A 26,849-nucleotide genomic window follows, 5' to 3' on the forward strand; every position below is an offset into this window, starting at 1 on the left:
AATGGGATTTAAATGCGGAATAGTGGGTCTTCCCAATGTGGGTAAATCCACAACATTCAATGCCTTAAGCAGGGGCAATGCCGAAAGCTCCAATTTTCCATTCTGCACAATTGAACCAAATGTGGGCATAGCCGAGGTTAAAGATGAAAGACTGTATAAACTTGCAGAGTTAGTAAACCCCAAGAAAATCACACCTGCTGTTGTGGAGTTTGTTGATATTGCAGGGCTTGTGAAGGGTGCAAGCGAAGGTGCAGGATTGGGCAATAGGTTTTTAAGCCACATCAGGGATGTTCAGGTTATCGTGCATGTGGTTAGGTGTTTTGAGGATGAAGACATCGTGCATTCGGTTGGCGAGGTTGACCCCAAAAGGGATATAGAAATTATCGACACAGAGCTTATGCTTGCCGATCTGCAAACCATAGAAAACAGGGAAAACAAAACACTTAAAATAGCAAAAAGCGGCGACAAAAAGGCCAAAGCCGAGCTTGAGATACTGGAGAGGTTTAAAAACCTGCTTGAGAGCGGAAAACCTATAAGGAGTGAAAGCCTAAAGGCAGAAGAGGTGGATTTAGTAAACGAGTTAAGGCTTCTGAGCGCAAAACCTGTGATATATGTGGCCAATGTATCGGAGGATAGCTTAGATGGTAATGAATACTCAGAAACCGTTAAACAGATAGCAAACAAGGAAAATGCACCGGTCATAGTGCTTTCAAGCAAGGTTGAGGAGGAGTTATCCAGACTGTCTGAGCAGGAAAGAAAAGAGTTTATGGAGATGTTAGGCTTAAAAGAATCAGGCCTTGATAGGCTTGCAAAGGTAGGCTATCAGATGCTCGGTCTAATAACATTCTTCACAGCCGGACCAAAAGAGGTTCGTGGCTGGACGATAAAGAAAGGAACAACGGCAAAAGAAGCTGCAGGTGTAATACATTCCGATATAGAAAGAGGATTCATAAGAGCTGAGATCATAAAATACGAAGATTACATAGCCGCAGGGGGCGAAAAGCAGGCCAAAGAAAAAGGCTTAATGCACCTTGAGGGCAAGGATTATATCATGGAAGATGGCGATGTAGTTTATTTCAGGTTTAATGTATGAGGGTTATAAGGGACATATACGCAGAGTGCGATATAGAAGCAACGGCTATAGCGTTAGGAAACTTCGATGGCATCCACAGGGGGCATCAAGCACTTATTAATGAAACGGTCAAGCTAAGCAAAAAACTAAATCTAACACCTGCAGTATTCACTTTTCATCCCCACCCAAAAAAGGTCATAGAGCACATAGATGAACCGTTCTTAATTCAGAGATTTAAGGAGAAAACAAAAATCATAGAGAGCTTCGGTATAGATATAGTTGTTTGTGCCCACTTTACGCAAGCATTTGCCGAGATGGAGCCGTATAATTTTGTAAAAGACATACTCATAGACAGAATGCATGCAAGGGCAATATGTGTGGGACACGATTACACATTCGGCAAAAAGGCTCTTGGAACAACAAAAACATTAAGGGAGTTATCCAACAGTCTTGGTTTTGAACTTATCGTAATACCTCCGTTTAAAATCAACGGCACAATAGTAAGCTCAACAAGGATAAGGGAATTTTTAAGGACAGGTCAAATCGGATTGGCCAATGAGTTTTTGGGCAGGAATTACACCATATCCGGTATCGTAAAAGAGGGCGAAGGGCGAGGCTCATCGCTTGGTTTTCCCACGGCAAACATCTATCCAACAAACGAGATACTCCTAACAAACGGTGTTTATGCAGCCTATGTTTACATAGACTCAAAGAAGTATGCGGCTGCTGTTAATGTGGGCGTCAATCCAACATTCAAAGGCACACAAAAGCACATAGAGGCCTTTATCTTTGATTTTAACGGTGACTTGTATCGAAAAAGGATAACAATCGAGTTTATAGATTTTATAAGGCCAGAGAGAAAATTCAAAAGAATAGATGATCTGATAAGCCAAATAAAACAGGATATAAAACAGATAAAAACAATCCTTTAGGAGAAGGCGATGGTTTTTGAAAGCTTGGGCGAATACATAGAGGCTCTTAAGAAAAAAAAGGAGCTGTTGATTATAAAAGATCAGGTTGACCCTGTTTATGAGATGGGATACATAGCAGATAGACTCATAAAAAGCGGCGGTCCTGCGGTTCTGTTTGAAAACCCCAAAGGCAGCGGCATACCTGTTGTAATGAACCTGTTTGGCACAAGAAAAAGAACCGAGTTTGCCTTAAATGTTGAAAGCCTTGACGAGTTGGGCAGCAGGGTTGAGGAGCTTGTAAATGCCGAGGTGCCCTATAATTTCTGGGATAAGCTAAGAAACATAGTAAAACTTAAGGAGTTTAGCAAATTTATACCCAAAATCGTCTCCTATGCCCCATCGCAGGAGATAATCATAGACAACCCAGACCTAACCAAACTGCCCATCCTAAAGACATGGCCGATGGATGGTGGGCGTTTTATAACCCTGCCGCTTGTATTTACAAAAAATCCCAAAACAGGCAAGCAGAACTGCGGCATGTATAGAATGCAGGTGTTTGATAAAAACACAACCGGTATGCACTGGCATATCCACAAAGATGGAGCGCACCATTATAGGTGGTATAAAGAGAAAAACCAGAAGATGCCGGTTTGTGTTGCAATAGGCGCAGACCCCATAACCATATACACAGCAACGGCACCACTGCCTGAGGATATAGACGAGATGCTGTTTGCCGGTTTCCTGCGCAGAAAGCCCGTAAAACTAACCAAAGCCACGCTTTCAGATATACTTGTTCCTGCCGAGGCAGAGATCATACTTGAGGGATATGTTGATCCCAATGAGCCTTTGCACATAGAAGGTCCATTTGGCGACCACACGGGGTATTACTCCTTAGCTGATTATTACCCTGTATTCCACATAGAGCGGATAACAATGAGAAAAAACCCCATATACCCTGCAACCATAGTGGGCAAACCGCCGATGGAGGACTGCTTTTTGGGTAAGGCCACAGAAAGGCTGTTTTTGCCGATAATTAAGAAAATATTGCCAGAAATCGTCGATATAAACCTGCCCGTTGAGGGGATCTTTCACAACTTTGCGTTTGTCTCCATCGATAAACAGTTCCCAGGCCATGCATTCAAGGTCATAAACGCCTTATGGGGATTGGGCATGATGAGTCTAACCAAGATAATCGTGATATTCGACAAACATGTGAATGTCCAGGACATATCGGAGGTTATCTGGAGATTGGGCAATAACATAGACCCCAAAAGGGATATCATATTCACAAAAGGCCCGTTAGATGTGTTGGAGCATGCATCAGACATGCCGTTCTTTGGCTCGAAGATGGGTATAGATGCAACGAAGAAATGGAAGAGTGAGGGTTTTGCAAGGGAGTGGCCACCCGATATAGATATGAGTGAGGATGTTAAAATTAAGATGGATAAGCTTTTAAATAAATACCTAAAACGGGAGGTGAGGTAATGAATGTAGCAGAGGCTATAAAGGGCAGGTTTTCTGTAAGGTCGTATTTGGACAAACCGGTTGATAAAGAAACGGTATATAAAATCCTCGATATAGCGCGATTTTCACCTTCAGGACACAACATACAGCCCTGGGAGGTTGCCGTTGTAATGGGCAAGAAAAAACAGCAGCTTGCAGAAAGGCTTATGGAGGCTGTAAAAAACAGAGAGCCGCGCAAATACGATTACGAACATTACACCAAACAACTGCCAGAAAAACTCAAAGAAAGATTCAACACCTGCAACACAATTGTCTTTGATGCAAAAAAGATAGACCCAAAGAAGGATAAAGACAAGCTCCTTGAGCATATCCTGCAAAACTTTAAGTTCTTTGACGCACCCGTTGAGCTTATAGTTATGGTCGAGAGGGGGATTGGCGAGGCTGTGTTTTTGGATTTAGGTATATTTGCCCAAAGCATAATGCTTACAGCCTTAGAGTTTGGTCTTGCAAGCTGCCCCAAAACATCGATCGCTATGTATCCCGACATAATAAGAGAGACTTTGGGCATACCCGAAAGCAAGATGATAGTGTATGGTATATCGTTGGGCTATCCAAACTTAGACGCCCCTATCAATAAGGTAAGAATGCCCCGGGATAAGGTTGAGGAGTTTACCACCTTTTATGAATAATGGGTGCGCAATTATACTTAAAAACACTCGATAAACTGGAAAGCAGGCTATTCAAGGCGCTTTTTGAGAGGGATATAGAGTCTGCAAAACTCATAATTAGAAAAGAAAACAGTATCTTAAAGTTCAAAAAGACCGCAGATACTCTTACAAAGGATATCTTAGAGCTAAAGCTACCAAAAGCCACACAGGAAAAACTAACCCGCAGGGGTATAACAACTATCAAGGATTTATTGAGTTTTGAACCCCTGCGGATTGAGAACTATTCACTAAAAGACCCAAAATCCATAAAAAACGGCGAGTATTGCGCAATAAAAGGTATCGTTCTATCAAAAAACAGGGGATTGAGGGTTTTAAGTGTCTTACTGAATTCAAAAGGAGTCCATATACGGTGCAACTGGTTTAGGCTAACACCGTATATAAAAAGGATGCTATCCTCGATAAAGCCTGGCGATGAGATAGTCTGTCTGGGTAAGGCATCGAGGGATGGATTTTTATTACAGCTCAATCATCCGAAGCTAATAAAAGCAAAAGAATTTGAACCATCAAAGAGAATAGTCTACCCAAACATAGGACTAAGAAATACAACCATAGCAAAAGCCAAAGAAAAAGCTATGCTAATGCTGCCCAAAAGGCCTTTTGATTATCTGCCCTATTCTGTCATATCCAAAAACAACCTGCCCTTATTAGATGAATTCTTTGAACACCTAAAGTCAGACGGAGCAGATAGTTCAATTCAAAAAAGACAGAAATACGAGGAGATGTTCTTTCTGCTTTTGGGTTTGAGACTGCAAGAAAAACGCTTAACACAAAAGACGGCACCATCAATAGAAACACAGGCAGATTTTTTAGATGAGGTCAAAAAACATCTGCCTTTTGAGTTAACAAACGGCCAAATTCAGGCTATAGGCGAGATACTAAAAGACATGACTCGCTCAAAACCCATGCTGAGGCTTCTGCAGGGCGATGTGGGTTGCGGCAAAACCGTTGTCGCCCTGATATGCGCACTTGCCGCATTAAAGGCCAACTATCAGGTGGCTATAATGGCACCCACCCAGCCGCTGGCGGTTCAATTCTTCCTTCAAGCAGATAAGCTCCTGGCAAAATTCAAGTTTAAAACCTCTTTACTTGTAAGCTCAACCAAGAAGAAAGAGAGCGTTTACCAAAAGATAAAAAGCGGCGAGATAGATTGCGTTGTTGGGACACATGCTTTGATAGAAGAGCAGGTGGAATTTAAGAATTTGGGCTTTATCATCATAGACGAACAGCACAGGTTTGGCGTTGAACAGAGAAAAAACCTATCCTCAAAGGGTAAATTCCCCCACCTGCTTCTAATGAGCGCAACACCTATACCAAGAAGCCTCTCTATGGTCTTATACTCAAAAACAAGCCTTTCAACAATCAAAGAAAAACCCGCAAACAGAGGTAAAATAAAAACGCTTCACTTTTACAAAAACAAAAGGCAAGAGGCATACAAAATAGCCATTGATGAGTTGAACAAAAAACATCAGGTATATGTGATCGCACCTTTGATTGAGGAATCTGAACACTTTGAAGATTACAGGGCTGCAATAAAGCTTCATGAGGAGCTAAAGGATGGGTTTTTTAAAGGCTTTAGGGTTGAGTTATTGCATGGAAAGCTCAAACCCGAAGAGAAAGATGCCATTTTAAAGGATTTTAAAGAGGGGGCAATAGATTGTTTGATCAGCACAACCGTTATAGAGGTGGGTATAGATTCACCCCTTGCAACGGTCATAATCATAGAAAACGCAGACAGGTTTGGTCTTTCCCAACTTCATCAGCTAAGGGGTAGGGTTGGCAGAAGCTCTTTTGATTCATACGCTATATTAATAACAAACAACAACCTATCAGATACAGCAAAAAAACGCATAGAAGCGCTTTTAAAAACCGATGATGGATTTGAAATCGCCCAGATCGATTTTCAACTTAGAGGCTCAGGCGAGATATTGGGAACAAGGCAACACGGCAGAGACCTAAAATACACAAACATCCTTAAAGACATAAAACTTATTAATACCGTAAAAAAAGATATAGACATGTTACTTAAAAAAGACTATCCTTTAAACGATGGGCTTTTGACTATATTAAAACGAGAATGGAAAGAAAGATTAAGTTATATAAATGTGGGGTGAGAGATGAAGGCTTGCATAACTCAATTCAAAATAGAGGCAGGCAATGTTGATGCTAACTTTAAAAAGGGAATATCATTGATAGAGCAGGCAAAGAAGGAGGGTTGTGATCTAATACTTTTGCCTGAGGTGTGGACAACCGGTTTTTTGTTCAAAAAGCTAAAAGACCTATCCAAAACAACGCCGGAGATTATTAAAGAGCTAAAAAGACTCTCCCAAAATATCTGTATTTGCGGAACCTACGTTGTAGACAATCCTGAAACCGACAAGGTTTTTAATATATTTTATGCCATAAAAGATGGAAAAGTTCTGCTTGAGTATAAAAAGACAATGTTATTTGGTTTAACAGGTGAGGATAAATATTTCAATAGAGGTGATTTTTCTCAAATAAATACATTCACATTAAATGATATCAAAATAGGCGTAAGCGTATGTTACGAACTAAGGTTTCCTGAGTTTTTTAGAAAATCGGCCTTCAACGGTGCATATATCCACCTACATCCTGCCATCTGGCCTAAAAGCAGATTAAACCACTGGCAAACATTAACACAGGCAAGGGCTATAGAAAATCAATTTTTCCTTCTAACATCAAACGGTGTCGGCATGAGTGGAAAATGGGAACTTGCTGGCCACTCAAATATAATAAATGGATGGGGAGAATTCCTGAAGGCTCTCAATTATGACGAGGGCTTTGTATGTGAAAAGTTAGACATAAACGAAGTAGAACAAATAAGAGATCAGCTAACCTCTCTTAAGGATTCAATAAATTACCTAAGAACGCTTTATGTCTAAGTAAATACTTTTGGAGGTGCATCTCCTCTCTTTTTTATCTCACCCTTTTTTATAGCATCCTCAATATCTTTAACGGCTTTCTCTTGCATTTTTCTTAGGTGTTCTTTTTCATCTCTTATTCTACCTCTTTCTTTGGCTACCTTAAGCAACTTCTCACCTGTTTTTCTACCTATATGTTTAACTGTATCCTTAGGAACAAACACAGCTCCACATTCGGGGCATCTGTAAACCTCTATATCCTTCACAGTTATCATCTCACCCTTTACAGGCCTTCTAAATGGTGTAACCACCCTTCTCATCTCTCTTCCGCAAAATTTACACCTCATTCCTACTACCTCCAAAATTTATATAAAGGAGGGGATTATCCCCTCCTCATTGATACCATCAGCTCTTAATCTTAACCCTCCAGGGCTTACCGTGCTCTTTTTCATACTCAACTTCTCTGAGCGTCTTTCTGCTTAGATAAATCCTTGTTGGGTCAACGATCATTCTTAGAACTTTCAACTGCTCAATAGAAGGCGTAGGAGTCTCCGGTATATCGTCGGTCGGCGTTAGAACCTTACCATCTCTACCTTTAAGCTCCCAACCTGTGTTCTCTATAACATCCTTCAAGCTAACACCTGGGTGTACACTTCTTAGTCTCATATCGTAAGAACCATCCTCAGGGTAGTTCTCCATGACGCACACATCGGAGGCCATGATTCCTTTTCCGCCTCTTGGTGCACCATAATCCCATCTAGTCTCACCTTCTGGTCCTCTTGCAGCTGCCATCGTTGTTAGATAGCATACATGAGGTGGAAATCTCCTTTTTTCCTGAACCATAATAGCCAATGTAAAGTCTGACTGCTGACCTATTGGGTTAGCACCACCAGAACCTGTGAATCTTACGGGAGGTCCTAATTTAACATCATCAGCTCTTTCAGCCTGACTTCTTTCACCCTTCTTTATAATAGAAGGCCAATAACCGTCTCTTCCGCTCTTCTCTTTATCCCATATAGCTGTGGAGTTGATGTTTCCGTACTCATCGTATTCTGCGCCGCCCAAAACACCACCTGTAACATAACCCCTCTGTTCGTACGTTCCAAAAGCATCCGCCATTGAGAGGGCTGTTGAGGACATGTATGTTCCCCTGATGTCTGCAACTGAAATTGGAACATGCTCAAATTTAGGATCGAGCATTCCAGCTTCCATAACCGTTATTGCAACGGGGTTTATTGTATGCTGAGCCTCAGCCATCGTAAGAACAGGCAAACCTGTCCCGACAAACATAGAGGCACCGTATGGGATCATCGTAGAGCCAGCTATTGCCAACAACTCTATCGTGGTAAACTCATCAGGTGGAAGGTCATATTCTTTACAATATGCTTCATATTCTGTATCGCTAATACCTGACGAAAATCCCTTCACTAATTCTATAACTTCATCAACCGTAGGTATTTTAACAGGAATTTTTATAGCCATTTTTACCTCCCTTACTTTCCAATAGGTCTATAAAGATCTGGTTTATAACCGTATTTAGCATCGGCCCTTAACTCATATAGCCTTGCGAATCCCTTTGTACCATTGGGGCTTTCGTATTTTGCCTCAATCTTTCCAAACTTAAAGTAGTCGGTTCCAACCTTGTTCTCCAGGAAGTCCCATTCATCCTTACCGACTATGTTGTGCCAATACTCAGCCAATGCCTTTTTACCGTCATTTGTACCTGCAGCCCTATTGGCTTTAATATAAAACATCCACCACATCCAGTCATAATCATAGTAGTATGTAGAGCCAGTTGGATAACATCCAAAAGGAGCCTCAAGGATAGCATCAACATGTGTAAACGGTATTTGGTTCTCAGAAGGTCTTAGTCTCAATTCCTCCTCAGGAACAATCTTCTCAGCTGAAATCACCAGATATTTTGCAGAAATAGATTGCTCAACATCAGGAACAAGCAATCCTTCAATCCTTGCTGTTCCTTTATCTCCAACCCTTTGAACATGTGTTGTAGTTACATATGGAATAGCTGGTGGATAAAGTATTGCAATTGGACCTTTTTCTTGTGTATACTTGTTAACCCTCTTGCGTAGTGCCTCATAGTAGATTCCATCTTCCTCGGCGGCGGTTTGGTTCATTGTGGGTTCTGGCTCGTCGCCGAGGGAGTATTTATTATTCGGATCGTATTGATGAGGCCTCAAACCCCAAGCATCGAATGGGTCTTTGATTATTGCATGTCTCTTCGGAGGAATATCTGGATGAATCCACAAACCATTATCATCCTTTCCTCTTAAACCAGCCTCTCCAAATGTATCATACTCAAGAAGATCAGAACCAAGCTCTGTCATTCCAGAGACAAACTGCATTCCATACTTTCCTGCTATTGTTCTTAGAGCCCAGGAGTAGTTGGTATGGTCCATAACAGCCTCAATCTGACCATCCTCAAGCCCTTTTCTAACCTCATAAGAAACAGGTTGAATCGTCTCAAGCCCCAAGTAGGTCATCTCAACCCATGCAAGCTGACCTGCACCACCCATCATCATAATAGGTGTAGCGCCTGCATTTGTCTGAACATAAAGGTCAGGTATGTTCTGCCTGATAACCTCCCTTGGAATGGAAACATTTGTTCTTGTGTATCCAAATCCACCAACACACCAAGCCCTTTTGGGTTTGATGAATCTCTTAACGATTTCCTGAACTGACATTATTTTGCTTTTTTCCTCTGCCATAGCCCCCTCCAAATTCTTCTAAAAATTTTTCTAACTTTTTGAGTTCCTCTTTCTGATTAGGTTTTTCATTGCCCAGTTCTGCATATTCAATTGGAACACCCAAAATATCGGAGAGTTTTTCGATGAACTCTATAACTTTTTCATACTTTAAACCGGTGATGTAAAAATCAACCGAATAGTCTCCATTAAAGTAAACTGTAGGATACATATCATCGAAATCCAGAACATCCTCGCCACTTTCATTAAATGGTATAAGCCTAAAGCTTGAGCCAGCTGTTTTTGTAATTCTACCCAGTTGCTGCACTTTTTCCCTTATTTCATCAAGCGTTATAAACTCACCGCCACCTATAATGCGACCCGGTAATACACTGAAATCGCCCGACATTTACTCAAGCTCCCTCTTCTTTGCCCAGAGTGTTCTTAATGTGTCTTCAATCTTATTTTCTGCAAATTCCAACATCTCTTTGGCATTTTTGATGTAGTCAAGCTTAATCCTTAACTCGTTTTCCATAATCTCAGCGGTTTTTTTCTCATGGAGTTGGTTAACTAACTTATTTAACCGTGTAATGGCAGCAGGCACCTTCTTAAACTGCCACATCCATGTCTCGAAATAATAGTTGGACATGGCCAGTTCCCAAACTTCACTGGTCAAAGCCTTCCAAACCTCCAAGCTCTCTTTCGAGGTTGGCTTTTCCTGAGGTTCGGCTTTGGAGGGCTTCTCCCATCGCTCTCTAAAGGACTTTGGATAAGCTATCACCCCTCTCACCTCCTTCTACTATGATTTTTTATTGTCAGTTGCATTTTAATATAGCAAATCTTAAATGTCAAGAAGTTTTTTAATTAATTAACTAAATTTTTGATGGACTTTTTGAAGGTTTATTGCTTTTTGTTCAATATATTTTATATAAAATTGCCCTTATTTAGTGTATTTAATTTTATAATAAAAGTTAATAATAGGAACTATTTGCATTTCTCTAAAGGGATATTTTCATTTAAATAAATAAAAATAGACTTTATTTAGAGTTAAAAACAAAATTTTATTGTTCAAAAAATCCAAAGTTCCAAACTTTAGAAAAATGGCTTGAAAAAAAGCATCTTGACTTATAGTTTTCATAAATAAAATTTTACTTATTAAAATAGTTAATAAACTTTTTTTAAATAAACCTAATTTAGAGATTGACTTTTTAGAAATAATTTTATATATTTTCGCCATGTAAGAATATCTTTTTAGGAGGTTGTGTATGAGGAATAAGGTAGTGGACGTAAGGGAGGCGTTGAGTGTAGTTAAAGACGGAGATGTAGTTGCCATCTCAGGATTTAACCTAACAACGTCCCCAGAGTACCTAATATTAGAGCTTTTTGAAATGTACAAAGAAACAGGCCATCCAAATAATTTGTTTATCATCTCTGATACATTGCCAGCAGTTCCGGATAGGGGCTTAGACAAGGTTTTTGCAGAGCTTTATGAGGATAAAAACCAGAACTTTATCAGAGGCGTTTTAATGCCGTTTATTGGTTGGTCCCCAGCCTTGATGAAAATGACTCTTGAGAACAGAATAGAGGTTTACTCCTACGCTATTGGAACAACATCCTACTGGTTCAGGGAGATTGCAAGCGGAAGACCTGGCCTAATTACAAAAGTTGGTCTTGGCACGTTCTTAGATCCAAGAATTGATGGCGGTGCTTCTAATGAGATAGCAAAAGAGAAAAAGACATGTAAAGTCGAATTGATGGAGATAAATGGTGAAGAATGGCTACTCTACACAGCTCCAACACCAGATGTAACATTCATAAGGGGAACAACCGCTGATACAGACGGAAATGTATCAATGGAAGAGGAAGGCTTCTACGGCACAGTTCTTAACATGGCACAGGCTGCAAAAGCACAGCCCAATCCAGGAAAAACAATTGTTCAGGTTAAATATGTTGCAAGAAAAGATACAATACCAACAAGAAATGTTATTGTTCCTGCTCCACTAATAGATTATGTTGTTGTTGCACCTGATGCAGACAAATATCACAGGGTTTCTGGAAGCTATGTAACCGACCCAAGATTGGCAGGAACAGTCAAAACCCAGAAAACAAAAGAGCTTGAAAGCCTCTTGCCAACGCCAGACAAAATAAGGGACAGAATCGCAGCTGGTAGAGTTCTTATTGAAACAATGAAACTCGTTGCCCAGCTTAAAAAACCTCTCTTTGGAAACCTGGGTATCGGAATCCCGGTTTTCGTATCCTGGCTTGCAGGCGAGTTTGGATACAGTGATTTCTTGGCCTTAACTGTTGAGCCTGGTCCCGTTGGCGGTATTGCCTTAGTTGGACAGGATTTCGGTGTTGCTATTTCACCAAACGCAATCATTCCAATGCCTGATATGTTTACAAACTATGAGGGTGGTATTATAGATTTTGCATCCTTAGGATTCATGGAGATCGACCCCAAAGGTAATGTTAACCCATCCTACAGCCCGGTAAGGGTATCCGGTCCTGGTGGATTCCCCGTAATTAGTGCTGGCTCTCCAAGAACATTCTTCGCTGGTGGATTTACAGCAGGAAAAGGCATCGACATAGATGCAGATAACGGTAAGCTTATCATAAATAGCGATGGAAATATACTGAAGTTCAATGAGGAAATCGTAAAAATAGTTTTCAGCGGCCCTCAGGCAGTAAAGAGTGGAAAACAGATTTTATATGTAACAGAAAGGGCTGTCTTTGAGTTGACCGAGAACGGCTTAAGACTCAAAGAGGTTGCACCTGGTGTTGATATCGAGAAAGATATCGTTGGCAAGATGAATTTCAAACCTGAGATACCAGAGAAGGTAGAGACAATGCCCGAAGTTCTATTCTACAAAGACCTAGCTCCTTTGAAAGAGTACTTAGACGGCATCCTCAAAGAAGGTGGAATCCTCTAAAAAACAAATTCAGGGAGGCTTGGGCCTCCCTTTTTTAATATCCTGAAATCTTAGTGTCCAGTTTGGCCTCATAAACCTCTGCCCCTTTGTCTGTTGCATACATCAAAAATACATCTATCTCGGGGGATGAACTACCCAACCTTTTTGATTCTGATACAACTAACACATCGCCCTCTTCTAATTTTGGCAATAACTCTTTTCCAAGCTGCCTATTCTTCCAGCTAATGTAGGGTTTAACATTTTCTTCTAAATATTCGATACCATCAGAAGCAATCCCGTACTTTGACTTTACAAATTTATCTATTGCAGCTTTCTGGACAATTCTATCTGCCTCAGAGTCATACTGGATATACCCATAAATCTTTCCCATAAGCCCTCCTAAACCAATTGTATTATGTCTAACTCTTCATTAATTATAACCTCACTTGCCTCCGGTAGCTTCATATATTTTCTCTCTATTTGCTTTTTAGCGTCCTTTTTATCTTTAGCCCTTACGATATTCGTGGTAACAAGCTTTTTTTCGTCCCTATATATCACCAATGCTAACACTTTATAAGTGTGTATTTGACTCATCCTAACACCTCTTTTGTCAATTTTTAAATTGTTCTTAAATTATATATAAAAAAATTTAATTTTGTTCAACTCAAAACCCATCACTTATAGGTCTTGCACCGTCTAAATCTGACAAAAACCTATTTTTTCTTGATTTTGAGCGGTTCTTTTAATATTCTTTTTTAGCTATTGTTTAGGGGGCTTTTTATGGATAAAAGTGAACTGAAAAAGGAGATATTAAAACTAAAAAAAGAAAAGAATGCTACCATAGTGGCACACTACTATCAAAATGATGAAATACAAGAAATAGCAGACATCAGAGGAGATTCCTTGGCTTTAGCCATCGAGGCATCAAAACTTGACTCAGACATAATTGTATTCTGTGGTGTTAAATTTATGGCAGAAACAGCAAAGGTTATCTCACCTAAAAAAAAGGTTTTACTGCCTGTTTTGAGCGCAGGATGCCCTTTGGCTGACACAGCAAAAAAAGAGGCAGTCTTAAAAAGGAAAAAAGAACTAAATAACCCAGCTATTGTTTCCTATGTAAACACGAATGTCGACGTTAAAACCATATCAGACATTTGCTGCACCTCCGCAAATGCCGTTAATGTGGTAAAAAGCATAAAAGAAAAAAGAATTCTCTTCGTTCCAGACAAAAACCTCGGAGAGTATGTAAAAGAACAGCTAAAAGATAAAGAGATATTTTTATGGGATGGTGCATGCCCTACACATGATGAATTCAAGGTAGATGACCTTAAAAAATTAAAAAAAGAACACCCTCAAGCAAAAATAGCTGTACACCCCGAATCTTCCAAAGCTTTAAGAGATGCAGCCGACTTTGTGGGTTCAACCAGCGGCATAATCAACTATGCAACCAGAACAGATGCAGATGAATTTATAATAGGCACAGAAGAGGGTATTTTGTATGAGTTAAAATTAAGAAATCCCTCAAAAAAATTCTACATAATCGGCGGTAAGGCTATATGCTACAACATGAAAAAAATAACACTTAAAGAACTTTACGAAGCGCTAAAAGAAGAAAAACACGAGATTCTGCTTGATGATGAAACCATAGAGCTTGCAAAAAAACCCATAGAAAAGATGATAGCAATTAAAAGGAACTGAACAAATGAACCCTGTATTTATAGAAAAATCCCTTAAAGCTTTTCTACTTGAAGATGCATATTTTTCAGACATAACAACAGAAAGCCTATCACAAAACAAAAAAGCTAAGGCTATTATAAAAGCAAAAGAGGATTTTATTCTGGCTGGTGCAGTATTTCTTAATTCACTTTTTAAATTAATGGAAAATGACTTTAAAATAAGTCTATTTAAACAGGATGGTGAGTTGGTTAAAAAAGGAGAATGCATAGCAGAGGTGGAATCAACAGATAGAGCTATACTCTATATTGAAAGAACATGCCTCAATCTTCTTCAGAGACTTTCTGGTATCGCAACAAAGGCAAGAAAATTTGCTCAGTTATTAGAACCCTACAAAGCAAAAATAACAGATACCAGAAAAACCACCCCTGGTTTAAGATTCTTTGAAAAATACGCTGTAAAAATTGGTGGTGGTGTAAACCATAGAATGGGGCTTTTTGATGCCGTCTTAATAAAGGACAATCACATAAAAGCCGTAGGAAGCATAAAAAGAGCCATAGAACTTGCAAGAAGAAACGTATCATTTACTACAAAAATAGAGATTGAATGCTCCGATTTAGAGCAAGTAAGACAGGCAATAGAGGCCAAAGCCGATATAGTTATGCTCGACAATATGAGTATAGGGCAAATGAAAGAAGCACTAAACTTATTTAAAGGAGAGGCTATATTTGAAGCAAGTGGAAATATAACAGAAGAAAATGTACAAGATGTGGCAAAAACTGGCATTGATTTTATATCATCAGGCTCTATTATACACCACGCATGTTGGGTTGATATAAATATGAAACTGGAGTGATAGATGAAAATAGCCATAGGTCAGATAGACACTGTTTTAGGTGATGTAGCAAAAAACACAACAAAAATAGAGCATTACATAGATATGGCAATAGACAAGGATTGCGATTTGATAGTATTTCCAGAGCTTGCAACAAGCGGATATGGTTTACGCGATCTAGTTTATCAAGCATCTATATCAGTAAATGATAAGCTTATTAAATCCATAGCAACAAAAAGCTTAGACATAGACATAGTCATAGGCTTCGCCCAGGAAGAAAACGGATATTATTTTAACAGTGCAGCATACTTCAGTAATGGCAATCTTATACACATACACAAAAAAAACTTTTTGCCAGATTACGGAATGTTTGAAGAGGAGCGATACTTTACAAAAGGTACATCTATCGAAACGTTTAAAACAAAATTCGGCAATACAACCATGTTGATTTGTGAGGATGCCTTTCATGTATCCTCTCATTGCAAAGCATTTTTTAACCGTACAGAGGTATTAATAATACTATCTGCAAGCCCATTTTGGTCAGACTATAAAAGCATGAAATGGGAGATGTGGGAAAACATATCAAAAACATACACCCAGCTTAACTCAAGTTTTGTTGTTTTTGCAAACAGGACAGGTTTTGAGGATGGTGTTGGCTTTTTTGGAAAATCCTTTATTGCAAGCCCGCATGGTTCTATTATAAAACAGGCTTCATTCCTGAAGGAGGAGCTTCTAATAACCCAAATAGATCCAAAAGATATTAAAAGGGCAAAGATAAAAATGCCTATCCTGAAAAATGAGGACGAAACATGGATAAAAAACTGATAGAAAAACTTAAAATAAATTGTGAGATTGTATCCTCCTATCTCATAGAATTTCTCAGACAAGAGATTACCAAAACAGGTATAATTAAAGCTGTCTTAGGTTTGTCTGGTGGTATAGATTCAGCCGTTGTTGCCTATTTAGCCAAGGAGGCACTGGGCAAAGAAAACGTATATGCAATACTAATGCCCTATAAACTATCAAGCAAAGAAAGCGTTGAAGATGCACTTAAAGTCGTAAAGGACACCGGAATAAACTACAAGATCTTCGAAATCACTAAGCCAGCCGATGCTTACATTGACCAGTTTGACGATATAGATAAACTCAGAAAAGGTAATATCTTTGCAAGGATGCGCATGATTACCTTGTTCGACCACTCCTCCTTATACAAAGCTTTGGTTGTGGGAACTAGCAACAAAACAGAACTACTCTTGGGCTATGGAACATGGTATGGAGATATGGCATCAAGCTTAAACCCCATAGGTGATTTGTACAAAAACCAGATATATCAACTTGCACGCTATTTTAAAGTCCCAGAGAGTATAATTGAGAAAAAGCCATCAGCCGATTTGTGGGTAGGGCAATCTGATGAGGATGAACTTGGTTTTTCTTACGATGAAGCCGATGTAATTCTTTATCACCTATACGATCTGCACTACACAATTGACGATATTGCAAGCTTAGGGTTTTCAAGAGAACTCGTAAAAGGCATAGCAAACAGAGTTAAAAGGAATCAATTCAAGCGCTTACCGCCAATCATAGCTAAAGTAAGCAAAAGAACGATAAATATAGACTTCAGATACTTAAGGGATTGGGGACTTTAAATCTATCTTAGGAAAATTTTTTTCAACTAACAACTTATAAATTTTCTCTTGACTTTATAATTAAGCAAATTAAAATACTTCTAAGATAATAGTTAAATAACTTTTAAGGAGGAGTGTCCATGGATGCGGTAATTTTGGCGCGTTGGCAATTTGCTTTAACTGCACTGTTTCATTTCATTTTTGTTCCCTTAACCCTTGGTTTATCATTTTTGGTAGCTATTATGGAAACCATCTATGTAAAAACAAACAACCCGACCTATCTCAGAATGACAAAATTCTTCGGGAAACTCTTTCTGATCAACTTTGCTTTGGGTTTAGTTACAGGTATTACATTAGAGTTTGAATTTGGAATGAACTGGGCAAGGTATTCAAAATTTGTAGGAGACATATTCGGTGCCCCTCTGGCTATTGAGGCAACATTGGCATTCTTTTTAGAATCCACATTTTTGGGTGTTTGGATATTTGGCTGGAAAAAGGTATCAAAAAAGATGCATGCCCTTAGCATATGGCTTGTGGCTTTTGGCACAAACATATCAGCCCTCTGGATACTTATAGCAAATGCCTGGATGCAGCACCCCGTTGGATATGTTGTAAGAAACGGCAGAGCCGAATTTGTTGACTTCTGGGCAGTGGTGACTCAACCATACGCGATACTCAAATTCCTCCATACTATTACAGCAGGATATGTAGTGGGTGCGTTTTTTGTTATGGGCATATCTGCTTATCATTTGCTAAAAAACCAAGAAGTTGACCTGTTTAAAAGGGCTTTCAAAATTGGAGCAGCATTTGGTTTATTCGCTACAATAGCCGTATTTATTATAGGCGATTTACATGCAGGTGAGGTGGCAAAAACTCAACCTACAAAGCTTGCGGCAATGGAGTCTGTCTGGACTAGCCAAAAAGGTGCACCGATGTATCTACTAATAATCCCTGATGAAAAACACCAAAAAAATGCTGTAGAGCTATTTGGCATACCAAAGATGTTAAGCATAATTGCATATCATAACGCTAATGCAACGATAAAAGGCTTAAAAGATTTCCCCAAAAACGACAGACCTCCTGTAACCATCACTTTTGTTTCTTTTAGAACTATGGTAGGCCTGGGAACTCTATTTGTGCTTTTGGCCATAATAGCCTATTATTACATAAGAAAAGATATACTCCTCAACAAGAAATGGTTCTTAAAACTAATGCTATTTGCCATACCCCTACCCTACATAGCCATAGAGCTTGGTTGGATTGTGGCTGAGGTTGGAAGGCAGCCATGGATAGTCTACGGGCTTATGAGAACAGCCGATGCAACCTCAACTGCCGTGACAGTTTCCCAGATTATTATGAGCTTGATAGGTTTCGTCCTATTCTATTCCATTTTAGGCGCTATAGACATCTACCTACTTGTGAAATATGCAAAACAACTACCTGAGAAGGTTTAAGGAGGTCGTTGAAATGTTGAATACAATCTGGTTTGCTTTATGGGGCCTTCTTTGGGCTGTATATTTTATGCTCGACGGTTTTGATTTTGGTGCAGGTATTCTACATCCATTTGTTGCAAAAAACGATACAGAAAGAAGGATGGTTATTAATACGGTAGGTCCTGTATGGGATGGCAATGAAGTATGGTTGATAACTGCAGGCGGTGCAACCTTTGCTGCATTCCCAACAACCTACGCCTACATGTTCAGCTATCTATATACACCCCTATTTCTTATTTTAATGTCCTTGATCTTAAGAGGTGTTTCCTTTGAGTTCAGGGGTAAAATTCACTCAGAGAGCTGGAAAAAACTATGGGATTTTGTAATATTTCTATTTTCATTCTTACCTGCCTTACTCTTTGGTGTGGCCTTTGGCAACATTTTTGAAGGCCTACCAATGGATGCAAGTGGTTATCATGGAACGCTAATAAGTCTACTTAATCCCTATGGGCTCCTAACAGGTATCTTGTTTGTATTGCTCTTTTTAGAGCATGGAGCTTTATGGCTTTCTATAAAAGCAAGTGATGATGTAGCAGAAAGGGCTAAATCCGCAGCATCAAAAACCTGGCCAATATTATTGATTGTTGCTGTAGTATTTTTAATCTACACAAAATTTGCAACACACCTATACGATAACTATCTCAAAAATCCTGTATGGCTCGTAGTACCTGCTGTTGCTGTTTTGGGTTTACTTATGATAAAGGCATGGATGAAAAATTCCTATGTTAAAGCGTTTTTTGCCTCATGCATTACAATTCTTGGTGTAGTATTTACCGGCATTATTGGCCTTTACCCCAGCCTTATACCATCAAACATAGACCCAAAATATAACTTAACCATCTTTAACTCATCATCAAGTCCATACACATTAAAAATAATGTTGATAGTCGCAGCCGTATTTGTACCAATCGTTATAGCATACCAGATATGGGCACACCTACTATTTAAAAAGCCTATAGAGGAAAAAGACCTCAACGACCCAGAAGTAGAGACATACTAATCCACTCCCCCTGCACACTTCCTGGAGTGCAGGGGCTTTTTTGTTGACTTAACCAACCTTTTTATATATTAAATAAACTCACATGCGCCTGTAGCTTAATTGGATAGAGCAGCAGACTTCGGATCTGCGGGTTGGGGGTTCGAGTCCCTCCAGGCGCACCAAAGTTTTAAGGTAATCTGCAGAATGAAACTACTATTTGACAACCACTAAATATTGTGATAGAAGTAAATCGTTATGGATTGTAAAGTTTGTTTTTTATTGAACATAACTAACAAGCAGCTAAATAACTGGTGGTGGGGTAGCGATATGTAGCTGCCCTGCTAATCGTTAACGGTTAGCCGCTTATTCTTGGCGGGCTTGCTGGCAGGGTAGCCAGGAGGCTTGCTAAGGGTAAGCGGCTTTTTTATTTGGCCGCAAGCCTTAGCAAGAAAAGTTAAGGTTTGCGGCCTTTTTTATTTTACGGAGGTTGTTATGGAGGATTTTGTAAGGGCGTTTGATGAGGGTTTTGATGTTTTTGTGCTATATGAAGAGATAGAAGGGGATATGGACACACCGGTATCTATCCTAAGCAAACTGCTTGATGAGGAACATGTTTTCCTGCTTGAATCGGCAAAAGAGGACAAAACCTACAGCAGATTTTCCTTTATCGGCATAGCAAGGGATGTATTTAAAATAACAAAAGCCCAGGATCTAAACTTTGAACAGAAAAGGGTGTTTTCATCAGGCGGTTTTGGCAGCTTTAAGGGCGGTTATGTGGGCTATCTGGCCTTTGAGGCTGTGGGTCTTTTTGACATCTTAAGAAAACCCCTAACAAAAATCCCTGATGAGTTTGGCAGGTTCTTTCTTGTTGATGAGTTTTTGGTTTATGACAACTACACAAACAGGCTATATGTAGCACTATCATATAATTTTAACAGAAACCTAACAGCCAAAAGCAACCTTGCAATAGCAAAGGATAGGCTTGCAAACCTAAAGGATTTTATACTATCAAAAAAACCCAATAATCCAACAAAGCCGCAAAGGGCAAACCTGCTCTCAAGCATGTTTTCCAAGGATGAGTTTATAAGCATCGTCAAAGAAACAAAGAAGCTCATAGAGGATGGTGAGGCTATTCAGGTTGTTTTGAGCAACTTCTTTCTTGTTGAAGGCATTGAACCATTTGAGTTTTATAGAAACCTGCGCAGGATAAACCCATCCCCTTATATGTTCTTCTTCAAATCGGGAAGTTTCTATCTAAGTGGCTCATCGCCAGAAATCCATGTGCGCCTAAGGAATAGGAAAGCAACCATAAGGCCTATAGCTGGAACAAAACCCAAAACAAAAGACCTAAAAAGGATAAAAGAAGAGCTTCTGGGTGATGAGAAGGAGATGGCAGAACACCTAATGCTTGTGGATCTGGCAAGAAACGATTTAGCCAGAATCTCAAAGCCGCCTGCTGTGACGGTGACATCATTTGCCAAACCGGAGGTTTACTCCCATGTCGTGCATCTAACCTCAAATGTCGAAGCGGATTTAGATGAGTCCATTACACCATACGATGTCATAGCAAACACATTCCCCGCAGGCACACTGAGTGGCGCACCAAAGGTAAGGGCTATTGAGATAATTGACGAGTTTGAAAGATACCCCCGAGGTGCATATGGAGGATGCGTCGGCTATGTCGGATTTGATGGCAATCTGGATATGGCAATAACCATAAGGACAGCCGTTTTTAACGGTAATACCTGTAAACTACAGGCGGGTGCAGGTATCGTTTATGACAGCAAACCAAAAAGCGAATACCTTGAAACGATAAATAAGCTTAAAGCACTTCTAAAAGCAGGAGGTTTAGATGATAGCTTTAATAGATAATTACGATTCATTCACCTATAACCTATCCCACTATATAGGTCTGTTTGACGATGTTGTGGTTATAAGAAACACGGAAAAAACAGATAAACTCAAATCAATAAAAAATCTAAAAGGCATAGCCATATCACCAGGCCCATCCCATCCCAAAAACTCACTTCTGAGCCTTGAGGTTATAGATGTATTCAAAGGCAAAACACCCATATTTGGGGTGTGTTTAGGCATGCAAGCGATCGGTTTATACTTCGGTTTTTCTATAGAGAAAGCAAACAGGATCATGCATGGAAAAACAGACAAAATAAAACACTTTAACTCTGAGATATTTAGCAAAATCAGGGATGAATTTATAGGCGTCAGATACCACTCACTGGTCGTAAAAGGAGAGGCCGATGGATTTAACATTACAGCCGTATCGGTTAGCGATAACCAGATAATGGCCATAGAGAATAAAGCTCTAAGAATCTATGGGGTGCAGTTCCATCCGGAATCATACCTAAGCCAGTTTGGTCTGCAGATAGTAAAGAACTTTGTTAAGGGGGTTTGCAATGTTAACTGAGGCAATGGAGAGACTAAAAAAGAAAGAAAGCCTGAGTCTGAAGTTATCAAAAACCGTATTTGATAGCATGCTTGAGGGCAACATAGATGAGGAGAAGATCGCCGAGTTTTTAGTATTGCTATCAGACAAAAAGGAATCGGCAGAGGAGATCGCAGGGGCTGTTTTATCCTTAAAGCAACATGCCGTAAGGTTAGAAAACTCAAAGAAAACCTTAGATACCTGTGGAACCGGCGGTGATGGCAAAAATACATTCAACATATCAACAGCAGCGGCAATCATCTGCAGCCTGTTTACGCCTGTAGCCAAGCACGGCAACAGGGCTATAAGCTCAAAATCCGGCTCATTTGACATACTCAAAGAGCTAAAAATACCAGCAGACCTAAACAAAGAAGCAGCAGAAAAGTTTTTAGACAAACACAATTTCGTATTTCTATTTGCCCCCAACTTCCACCCGGCTATGAAATATGTGGCTGGTGTAAGAAAGAAGCTTGCAAGACGCACGATCTTCAACCTGATAGGTCCGCTATCCAACCCATCCGACACATATGCGCAATTGATCGGAGTGTTCTCAAGGGCGTTTTTAGGCGTTATGTTCGATGCCTCAAGGATCCTAAACATGAACAATGTGGCATTTGTCTCATCGTTTGATGGGCTTGATGAGGTAAGCGGTTCATCCAAGACCGAATGCTTTCTAAGGAGGGATGGGATAGAGGAGATGTTTGTGTTTGACCCCAGGGAGTTGAATATAGATGTAGGCCTAAATGACATAAAGGGATTTGATGCAAAGACAAACGCCGATCTGCTATTGAAGGCATTTGAAGGCAAATTAGACAAGCTTGCAGATGCCATAGCCTTAAATGCAGGCTTTTCCTTATATGTTGCAGGTGTTGTAGACTCCATTGAGGATGGCTTTAAGCTCTCAAAAGAGAGTATAAAAAACGGTAAAGCAAAAGAAAAATTGGACTCTCTGAGGGGTAAATAATGGGTGTTCTTCAGGACATACTAAAGACAAAGAAGGCAGAGATAGAAAAGCTTACACCAAAAGGCAAAAGGAACAAGCCCATTTTTAGACTGAATGATTTTTTCAAAGAAAACCAGATCAACATCATAGCAGAGATAAAAGCATCATCACCATCAGCGGGCAAGATAAGAAAAATAGACTTAGACCAGATACTAAAAACCTATTCAAAATACGCAAAAGCGATAAGCGTTTTAACGGATAAAACATTCTTTGGGGGGAGCTTTGAGCTTTTAAGGGATGTGGCAGATGCCACGAAGTTGCCTGTTCTTTGTAAGGATTTCATAATAGACAAAAAACAGATAGATGCAGCCTATATAAACGGGGCAGACCTTGTTCTGTTGATCGTGAGGGTCTTGGATGATGAAAAATTGGAAGAGCTATACAGTTATGCTCACAAGTTAGGTTTGGATTGTCTCATTGAGGTTCACAAAGAGGAAGAGTTAGACAGAATAAAGGATCTAAAGCCCAAGATCGTAGGCGTAAACTCACGGGATTTAGACAACTTAAAGATAGACCTATCAAGAACAAAAAAGATCCTGTCCCAGATAGAGTTCGATGCGATCAGGATCGCAGAAAGCGGTATAAAAAACAAAAAAGACATAGATTTTCTTAAACAATATTGCGATGGCTTTCTAATCGGCGAAACCTTACTAAAAACTCAGGACATAAACAAAGCCTTTGAGGAGCTGTTATGAAGGTTAAGTTTTGCGGTATGACCAATTACGATGATGTAAAAGCCGCTATTGAGCTTGGCGTTGACTTTATCGGATTTGTATTCTATCCAAAAAGCAAGCGTTTTATAAGCTTTGAAGAGGCAAAACGGATAACAGAAAGGATTAAAGGAGAGGTGAAAACGGTTGGCATATTTGTTAACCAAAACGAAGATCAGATCAAAAAAGCCGTTGATTTTTTAGGGCTCGATTATGCTCAGGTGTATGTGGATGTAGGAGTAAAAAACACAATCAGGGTTTACAGGATAAAGGATAAGCTGCCAGAGGTTAGAAAAGAGGGGCTCTTATTGTTTGATGCATACACAGAAAAGATCGGGGGTGCAGCCAAAAGCTTCAACTGGGATATGCTTAAAGGTTTCAAAGATAAAGACAGGCTGTTTGTTGCAGGGGGCATAAACGCAGAAAATGTTCAAAAGATAAAAAGCCTCGATCTGTTCGGCGTTGATTTGGTAAGCGGTATAGAGGCATATCCGGGTAAGAAGGATATCTCAAAGATGAAGGAATTTTTAGAGGTTGCAAGGAGCAAAAGATGAAGGGATATTTTGGCCTATACGGAGGGCAATTTGTAGCTGAAACACTCATACCGGCCTTGGATGAGCTTGAGGAGGCTTTTAATTCTTTTAAAAAAAACAAAGAGGCGAAAGAGGAGTTAAACCGATATCTAAAGGATTATGCAGGAAGGTCAACGCCACTGTATTTTGCAAAAAACCTAACCAATCAGCTTGGGGTTAGGGTTTATCTAAAAAGGGAAGACCTGCTTCATTCTGGTGCACACAAGATAAACAACACCTTAGGACAGATAATGCTGGCAAAGTTTATGGGTAAAAGACGGATCATAGCAGAAACAGGAGCTGGTCAGCACGGCGTTGCAACGGCCACAGCTGCAGCCATCTTGGGTATGGAGTGTGTGGTTTACATGGGGGAGAAGGATGCTCAACGCCAAAGGCCAAACCTGTTGAGAATGAAACTTTTAGGGGCTGAGGTAAGAATAGTAAAAAAAGGCAGCAGGACCCTAAAAAGCGCCATCAATGAAGCTTTAAAGGATTGGGTTAGGAATATAAAGACCACACACTATTTAATAGGCAGCGTTGTTGGGCCTCACCCGTTTCCTAAAATCGTAGCCTATTTTCAATCAATCATAGGCAAAGAGGCAAGAAGACAGATACTCCTAAAGCAAAAAAGCCTCCCTGATGCTGTTTTAGCCTGCGTTGGCGGTGGGAGCAACGCAATAGGCATATTCAAGGGATTCTTAAAGGATAAAGGCGTTGAGTTATACGGCATTGAGGCAGGCGGGGAGGGTTTGGAGTTAGGCAAACACTCAGCAGCCCTAACCGCAGGAAGACCGGGTATTATGCATGGTGCATTGAGCTATCTTTTACAAAACGAGGACGGTCAGGTTGCCGAAGTCCATTCCATCTCAGCAGGCCTTGACTATCCAGGCGTTGGACCTGAGCACAGCTTTTTAAAGGATTCAGGCAGGGTGAGATACGGAGTGTGCTTTGACAATGAGGCTTTGGAGGCATTTAACATGCTGAGCCGCCTTGAAGGTATTATACCGGCACTTGAGAGCTCGCATGCTTTAGGATACCTAATAAAAAACAGAGAAAGCTTTGTCAACAAAACCGTAATAGTAAATCTTTCCGGCAGAGGCGATAAGGACTTACCCATACTGGAGGGCATTTATGTGTAGAATAGGCATATACCTTGTGTGCAACTATCCAAACAGGGATAGATTTTTGGATGCTGTAGAGATGTGTAATAGATACGGGATCGATTTTTTGGAGATCGGCCTGCCTTTTTCAGACCCAACGGCAGACGGTGATGTGATCGAAAAAGTCTCAACGGAAACGTTAAAAAGATACAGTATGTCGGATTTTTTAGACTCAACAAGACTAACAAGGCAGCTCTTCAAGGGCAAACTCTACATAATGACCTATGCAAACATCGTATTTTCATACGGCATAGATAAATTTGCCTGTGATTTAGGCTTCATCGATGGGTTAATACTGGCCGATGTGCCATACAGGGAAGCAAATAGGTTTAAAAAACCCCTATCAAAAAAAGGTATAGGTTTTGTGCATTTTGCAACACCAGAAAGCAGACAAAAAGAATTAGAAAGATTAAAAAAAGATGCAAACGACTTTATATACTTTGTTTCAATCAGGGGGACAACGGGCGGTAGGTTTCACCTTGATGATGAAACAAAAGAAAAATTAGCATATCTCAAAGGGGCAAAACATGGGGTTATTCTGGGTTTTGGAATAAGAAACAGAAGCGATATAGAAAAGGCCTGCAGGTATGCAGACGGTGTTGTTATAGGAACAGCCGCTGTTGAGGCGGTTAATGGAAATTTTGAAGCCTTTCTTTTATCCCTTAAGGGCTAAAGAAATTTGCAGGCAGATTTAAAGCATACCTTTCAGCCTCTTTCAAGGATGCCGATGACAACCTTACAAGGTCGGCATCCCTTGCCTTTTGTATGGCTCTTTTTATGCTGTATGTTGTGGGCTCAGCCAGAATAGAAGAGCTATCCTTTGCAACCTCACCAAGACAACCAACATCGGTCGTTATGATAGGCAAACCCACGCTTAAAAACTCAAAGAAAACCCGCGGTATTACCTCACTGCCCACACTCGATACAACACCCACATCAAAGCTGCTCATAATGTCCACTATGTCGCTGCGTTTCTGATTGATCAATATCAACCTATCCCTTACATTCAACTTCTCTGCAAGGCCAAGCAGCTCCTTTTCTTTTATGCCCTTTTCTTGCCCCACTATAACCAAAACAGAATCATCGATGCCTGCAAGTGCAAAACCCTCTATGAGCAGATCAAAGCCTTTCACCCTATCAAGCCTGCCCACAGCACCAAAAACAAACCTATCGTCTATACCTAACTCCCCTCTGATCCTTTTGCGTCCATCCGAAGAAAAACTAAAACGCTCTCTATCGACAAAACTTTTGTGGATTACGACCCTATCAGCCCTGTTGGGCGGCACATTCTTCTTCAAAAACTCACAAGGTAAAATAAGTGTATCTATGCAGTTTGGCGGTGTTCTTAGTTGCTTATCCTCACCAAACACCCTAAAAAGCCTGAAGTTTAGCGATTTCTTCAACAGGCAGGCAAAGAAAGAGGCATCACCCCTTATGGTCAAAACAACATCCGGGTTAATCTGCTTTAAAACCCTGCCTAAATAAACAAAACCACTAAAGCTTTTCAGCGGATTTTTATTCCTCAAGGGTTTTATCGGCACAACGCCGTGCAAGTTTTTATAAACATAGCTATCCTTTAAAGAAAGAACAACCGTATCGTGAAACTCCCTAGCGAGTCTTTCGATATTTAAGGCGTAATTCGTTAAGGCGCTATCCCACGCTTCATCCAGAATAAACGCTATTTTCATGA

28 protein-coding genes and 1 tRNA gene are annotated in these 26,849 nt (G+C 40.1%); 21 read left to right on the forward strand and 8 right to left on the reverse strand.

Going from position 1 to position 26,849, the window contains the following annotated elements; all coding sequences use genetic code 11:
- Position 1 precedes the first annotated feature (1 nt).
- The 6 genes from ychF to HIPMA_RS07995 are packed head-to-tail and all read left to right on the forward strand — an operon-like array spanning position 2 to position 7,075.
- A complete protein-coding gene (gene ychF, locus HIPMA_RS07970; protein ID WP_013682525.1) occupies positions 2 to 1,093 on the forward strand; it encodes a redox-regulated ATPase YchF in 1,092 nt (363 codons plus the stop codon).
- The gene (locus HIPMA_RS07975) at positions 1,090 to 2,004 is read left to right on the forward strand and encodes a bifunctional riboflavin kinase/FAD synthetase (protein WP_013682526.1); all 915 of its coding nucleotides are present in this window, start codon (positions 1,090 to 1,092) and stop codon (positions 2,002 to 2,004) included. Before ychF ends, HIPMA_RS07975 begins: the two co-directional genes overlap by 4 nt.
- A 9-nt stretch (positions 2,005 to 2,013) precedes the next feature.
- Positions 2,014 to 3,468, forward strand: coding sequence for a menaquinone biosynthesis decarboxylase (locus tag HIPMA_RS07980; RefSeq protein WP_013682527.1), 1,455 nt, complete (start codon positions 2,014 to 2,016; stop codon positions 3,466 to 3,468).
- Entirely contained in the window at positions 3,468 to 4,136 is a 669-nt protein-coding gene (locus HIPMA_RS07985; RefSeq protein ID WP_013682528.1) for a nitroreductase, read from the forward strand. Before HIPMA_RS07980 ends, HIPMA_RS07985 begins: the two co-directional genes overlap by 1 nt.
- Positions 4,136 to 6,286, forward strand: a complete 2,151-nt coding sequence (locus HIPMA_RS07990) for an ATP-dependent DNA helicase RecG (RefSeq protein WP_013682529.1) — start codon at positions 4,136 to 4,138, stop codon at positions 6,284 to 6,286. The genes HIPMA_RS07985 and HIPMA_RS07990 overlap by 1 nt, the downstream gene beginning before the upstream one ends.
- A 3-nt stretch (positions 6,287 to 6,289) precedes the next feature.
- Positions 6,290 to 7,075, forward strand: coding sequence for a nitrilase-related carbon-nitrogen hydrolase (locus HIPMA_RS07995; protein ID WP_013682530.1), 786 nt, complete (start codon positions 6,290 to 6,292; stop codon positions 7,073 to 7,075).
- On the opposite strand, the gene HIPMA_RS08000 is transcribed toward HIPMA_RS07995, so the two are convergent.
- From HIPMA_RS08000 to HIPMA_RS08020, 5 genes are read right to left on the reverse strand one after another with little or no spacing between them, the layout of a single operon-like run.
- Positions 7,072 to 7,401, reverse strand: a complete 330-nt coding sequence (locus HIPMA_RS08000; protein ID WP_013682531.1) for a YgiT-type zinc finger protein — start codon at positions 7,399 to 7,401, stop codon at positions 7,072 to 7,074. The two genes, HIPMA_RS07995 and HIPMA_RS08000, sit on opposite strands and share 4 nt — an antisense overlap.
- Before the next feature lie 58 nt (positions 7,402 to 7,459).
- On the reverse strand, positions 7,460 to 8,536 hold the full coding sequence (locus HIPMA_RS08005; RefSeq protein WP_013682532.1) for a CoA-transferase subunit beta: 1,077 nt from the start codon (positions 8,534 to 8,536) through the stop codon (positions 7,460 to 7,462).
- A gap of 11 nt (positions 8,537 to 8,547) precedes the next feature.
- The gene (locus HIPMA_RS09260) at positions 8,548 to 9,780 is read right to left on the reverse strand and encodes a CoA-transferase (protein ID WP_013682533.1); all 1,233 of its coding nucleotides are present in this window, start codon (positions 9,778 to 9,780) and stop codon (positions 8,548 to 8,550) included.
- Entirely contained in the window at positions 9,734 to 10,165 is a 432-nt protein-coding gene (locus tag HIPMA_RS08015; protein ID WP_013682534.1) for a hypothetical protein, read from the reverse strand. Before HIPMA_RS08015 ends, HIPMA_RS09260 begins: the two co-directional genes overlap by 47 nt.
- Positions 10,166 to 10,537: a hypothetical protein gene (locus tag HIPMA_RS08020; RefSeq protein ID WP_013682535.1), complete on the reverse strand. Its 372-nt coding sequence runs from the start codon at positions 10,535 to 10,537 to the stop codon at positions 10,166 to 10,168. It lies immediately after the preceding gene.
- A gap of 484 nt (positions 10,538 to 11,021) precedes the next feature.
- Between HIPMA_RS08020 and HIPMA_RS08030 the strand changes: the two genes are divergently transcribed.
- Complete coding sequence (locus HIPMA_RS08030) at positions 11,022 to 12,686, forward strand: acyl CoA:acetate/3-ketoacid CoA transferase (protein WP_013682536.1); 1,665 nt, start codon at positions 11,022 to 11,024, stop codon at positions 12,684 to 12,686.
- A gap of 34 nt (positions 12,687 to 12,720) precedes the next feature.
- Here HIPMA_RS08030 and HIPMA_RS08035 read toward each other — a convergent pair whose 3' ends face one another.
- Together HIPMA_RS08035 and HIPMA_RS08040 are read right to left on the reverse strand one after the other, a co-directional pair.
- Complete coding sequence (locus HIPMA_RS08035; RefSeq protein ID WP_013682537.1) at positions 12,721 to 13,056, reverse strand: resolvase domain-containing protein; 336 nt, start codon at positions 13,054 to 13,056, stop codon at positions 12,721 to 12,723.
- Positions 13,057 to 13,064: 8 nt separating this feature from the next.
- The gene (locus HIPMA_RS08040) at positions 13,065 to 13,259 is read right to left on the reverse strand and encodes a hypothetical protein (protein WP_013682538.1); all 195 of its coding nucleotides are present in this window, start codon (positions 13,257 to 13,259) and stop codon (positions 13,065 to 13,067) included.
- Between the two features lie 186 nt (positions 13,260 to 13,445).
- On the opposite strand from HIPMA_RS08040, the gene nadA reads away from it, so the two are divergent.
- The 14 genes from nadA (at position 13,446) to trpA (ending at position 25,832) form a co-directional block, all read left to right on the forward strand.
- Positions 13,446 to 14,363, forward strand: a complete 918-nt coding sequence (nadA, locus tag HIPMA_RS08045) for a quinolinate synthase NadA (RefSeq protein ID WP_013682539.1) — start codon at positions 13,446 to 13,448, stop codon at positions 14,361 to 14,363.
- Between the two features lie 4 nt (positions 14,364 to 14,367).
- Positions 14,368 to 15,195, forward strand: a complete 828-nt coding sequence (gene nadC / locus HIPMA_RS08050; RefSeq protein WP_013682540.1) for a carboxylating nicotinate-nucleotide diphosphorylase — start codon at positions 14,368 to 14,370, stop codon at positions 15,193 to 15,195.
- Positions 15,196 to 15,198: 3 nt separating this feature from the next.
- Positions 15,199 to 15,999 (forward strand): nitrilase-related carbon-nitrogen hydrolase, encoded by an 801-nt coding sequence (locus HIPMA_RS08055; RefSeq protein WP_013682541.1) that lies wholly within the window; start codon positions 15,199 to 15,201, stop codon positions 15,997 to 15,999.
- The gene (locus tag HIPMA_RS08060) at positions 15,984 to 16,820 is read left to right on the forward strand and encodes an NAD+ synthase (protein ID WP_013682542.1); all 837 of its coding nucleotides are present in this window, start codon (positions 15,984 to 15,986) and stop codon (positions 16,818 to 16,820) included. The genes HIPMA_RS08055 and HIPMA_RS08060 overlap by 16 nt, the downstream gene beginning before the upstream one ends.
- Positions 16,821 to 16,939: 119 nt before the next feature.
- Positions 16,940 to 18,253 (forward strand): cytochrome ubiquinol oxidase subunit I, encoded by a 1,314-nt coding sequence (locus tag HIPMA_RS08065; RefSeq protein WP_013682543.1) that lies wholly within the window; start codon positions 16,940 to 16,942, stop codon positions 18,251 to 18,253.
- Positions 18,254 to 18,266: 13 nt separating this feature from the next.
- Positions 18,267 to 19,292 carry a cytochrome d ubiquinol oxidase subunit II gene (cydB, locus tag HIPMA_RS08070; RefSeq protein WP_013682544.1) on the forward strand — a complete coding sequence of 342 codons (1,026 nt, stop codon included), beginning with the start codon at positions 18,267 to 18,269 and terminating at the stop codon, positions 19,290 to 19,292.
- Positions 19,293 to 19,376: 84 nt separating this feature from the next.
- Positions 19,377 to 19,453, forward strand: a tRNA-Arg gene (locus HIPMA_RS08075).
- A 310-nt stretch (positions 19,454 to 19,763) separates the two neighbouring features.
- Entirely contained in the window at positions 19,764 to 21,143 is a 1,380-nt protein-coding gene (locus tag HIPMA_RS08080; RefSeq protein WP_013682545.1) for an anthranilate synthase component I family protein, read from the forward strand.
- On the forward strand, positions 21,124 to 21,696 hold the full coding sequence (locus HIPMA_RS08085; RefSeq protein ID WP_013682546.1) for an anthranilate synthase component II: 573 nt from the start codon (positions 21,124 to 21,126) through the stop codon (positions 21,694 to 21,696). The genes HIPMA_RS08080 and HIPMA_RS08085 overlap by 20 nt, the downstream gene beginning before the upstream one ends.
- Positions 21,686 to 22,678 carry an anthranilate phosphoribosyltransferase gene (trpD, locus tag HIPMA_RS08090; RefSeq protein ID WP_013682547.1) on the forward strand — a complete coding sequence of 331 codons (993 nt, stop codon included), beginning with the start codon at positions 21,686 to 21,688 and terminating at the stop codon, positions 22,676 to 22,678. The genes HIPMA_RS08085 and trpD overlap by 11 nt, the downstream gene beginning before the upstream one ends.
- Positions 22,678 to 23,412 (forward strand): indole-3-glycerol phosphate synthase TrpC, encoded by a 735-nt coding sequence (locus HIPMA_RS08095; RefSeq protein WP_013682548.1) that lies wholly within the window; start codon positions 22,678 to 22,680, stop codon positions 23,410 to 23,412. The genes trpD and HIPMA_RS08095 overlap by 1 nt, the downstream gene beginning before the upstream one ends.
- Positions 23,409 to 23,981 carry a phosphoribosylanthranilate isomerase gene (locus HIPMA_RS08100; RefSeq protein WP_013682549.1) on the forward strand — a complete coding sequence of 191 codons (573 nt, stop codon included), beginning with the start codon at positions 23,409 to 23,411 and terminating at the stop codon, positions 23,979 to 23,981. Before HIPMA_RS08095 ends, HIPMA_RS08100 begins: the two co-directional genes overlap by 4 nt.
- Positions 23,978 to 25,138, forward strand: a complete 1,161-nt coding sequence (gene trpB, locus HIPMA_RS08105; RefSeq protein ID WP_013682550.1) for a tryptophan synthase subunit beta — start codon at positions 23,978 to 23,980, stop codon at positions 25,136 to 25,138. Before HIPMA_RS08100 ends, trpB begins: the two co-directional genes overlap by 4 nt.
- Complete coding sequence (gene trpA / locus HIPMA_RS08110) at positions 25,131 to 25,832, forward strand: tryptophan synthase subunit alpha (RefSeq protein WP_013682551.1); 702 nt, start codon at positions 25,131 to 25,133, stop codon at positions 25,830 to 25,832. Before trpB ends, trpA begins: the two co-directional genes overlap by 8 nt.
- Here the strand turns inward: trpA and HIPMA_RS08115 are convergent.
- The gene (locus tag HIPMA_RS08115; protein ID WP_013682552.1) at positions 25,822 to 26,847 is read right to left on the reverse strand and encodes a glycosyltransferase; all 1,026 of its coding nucleotides are present in this window, start codon (positions 26,845 to 26,847) and stop codon (positions 25,822 to 25,824) included. The genes trpA and HIPMA_RS08115 overlap by 11 nt on opposite strands.
- Between the last annotated feature and the right edge of the window lie 2 nt (positions 26,848 to 26,849).

The sequence above is a fragment of the Hippea maritima DSM 10411 genome (genome assembly GCF_000194135.1).
GTDB lineage: Bacteria > Campylobacterota_A > Desulfurellia > Desulfurellales > Hippeaceae > Hippea > Hippea maritima.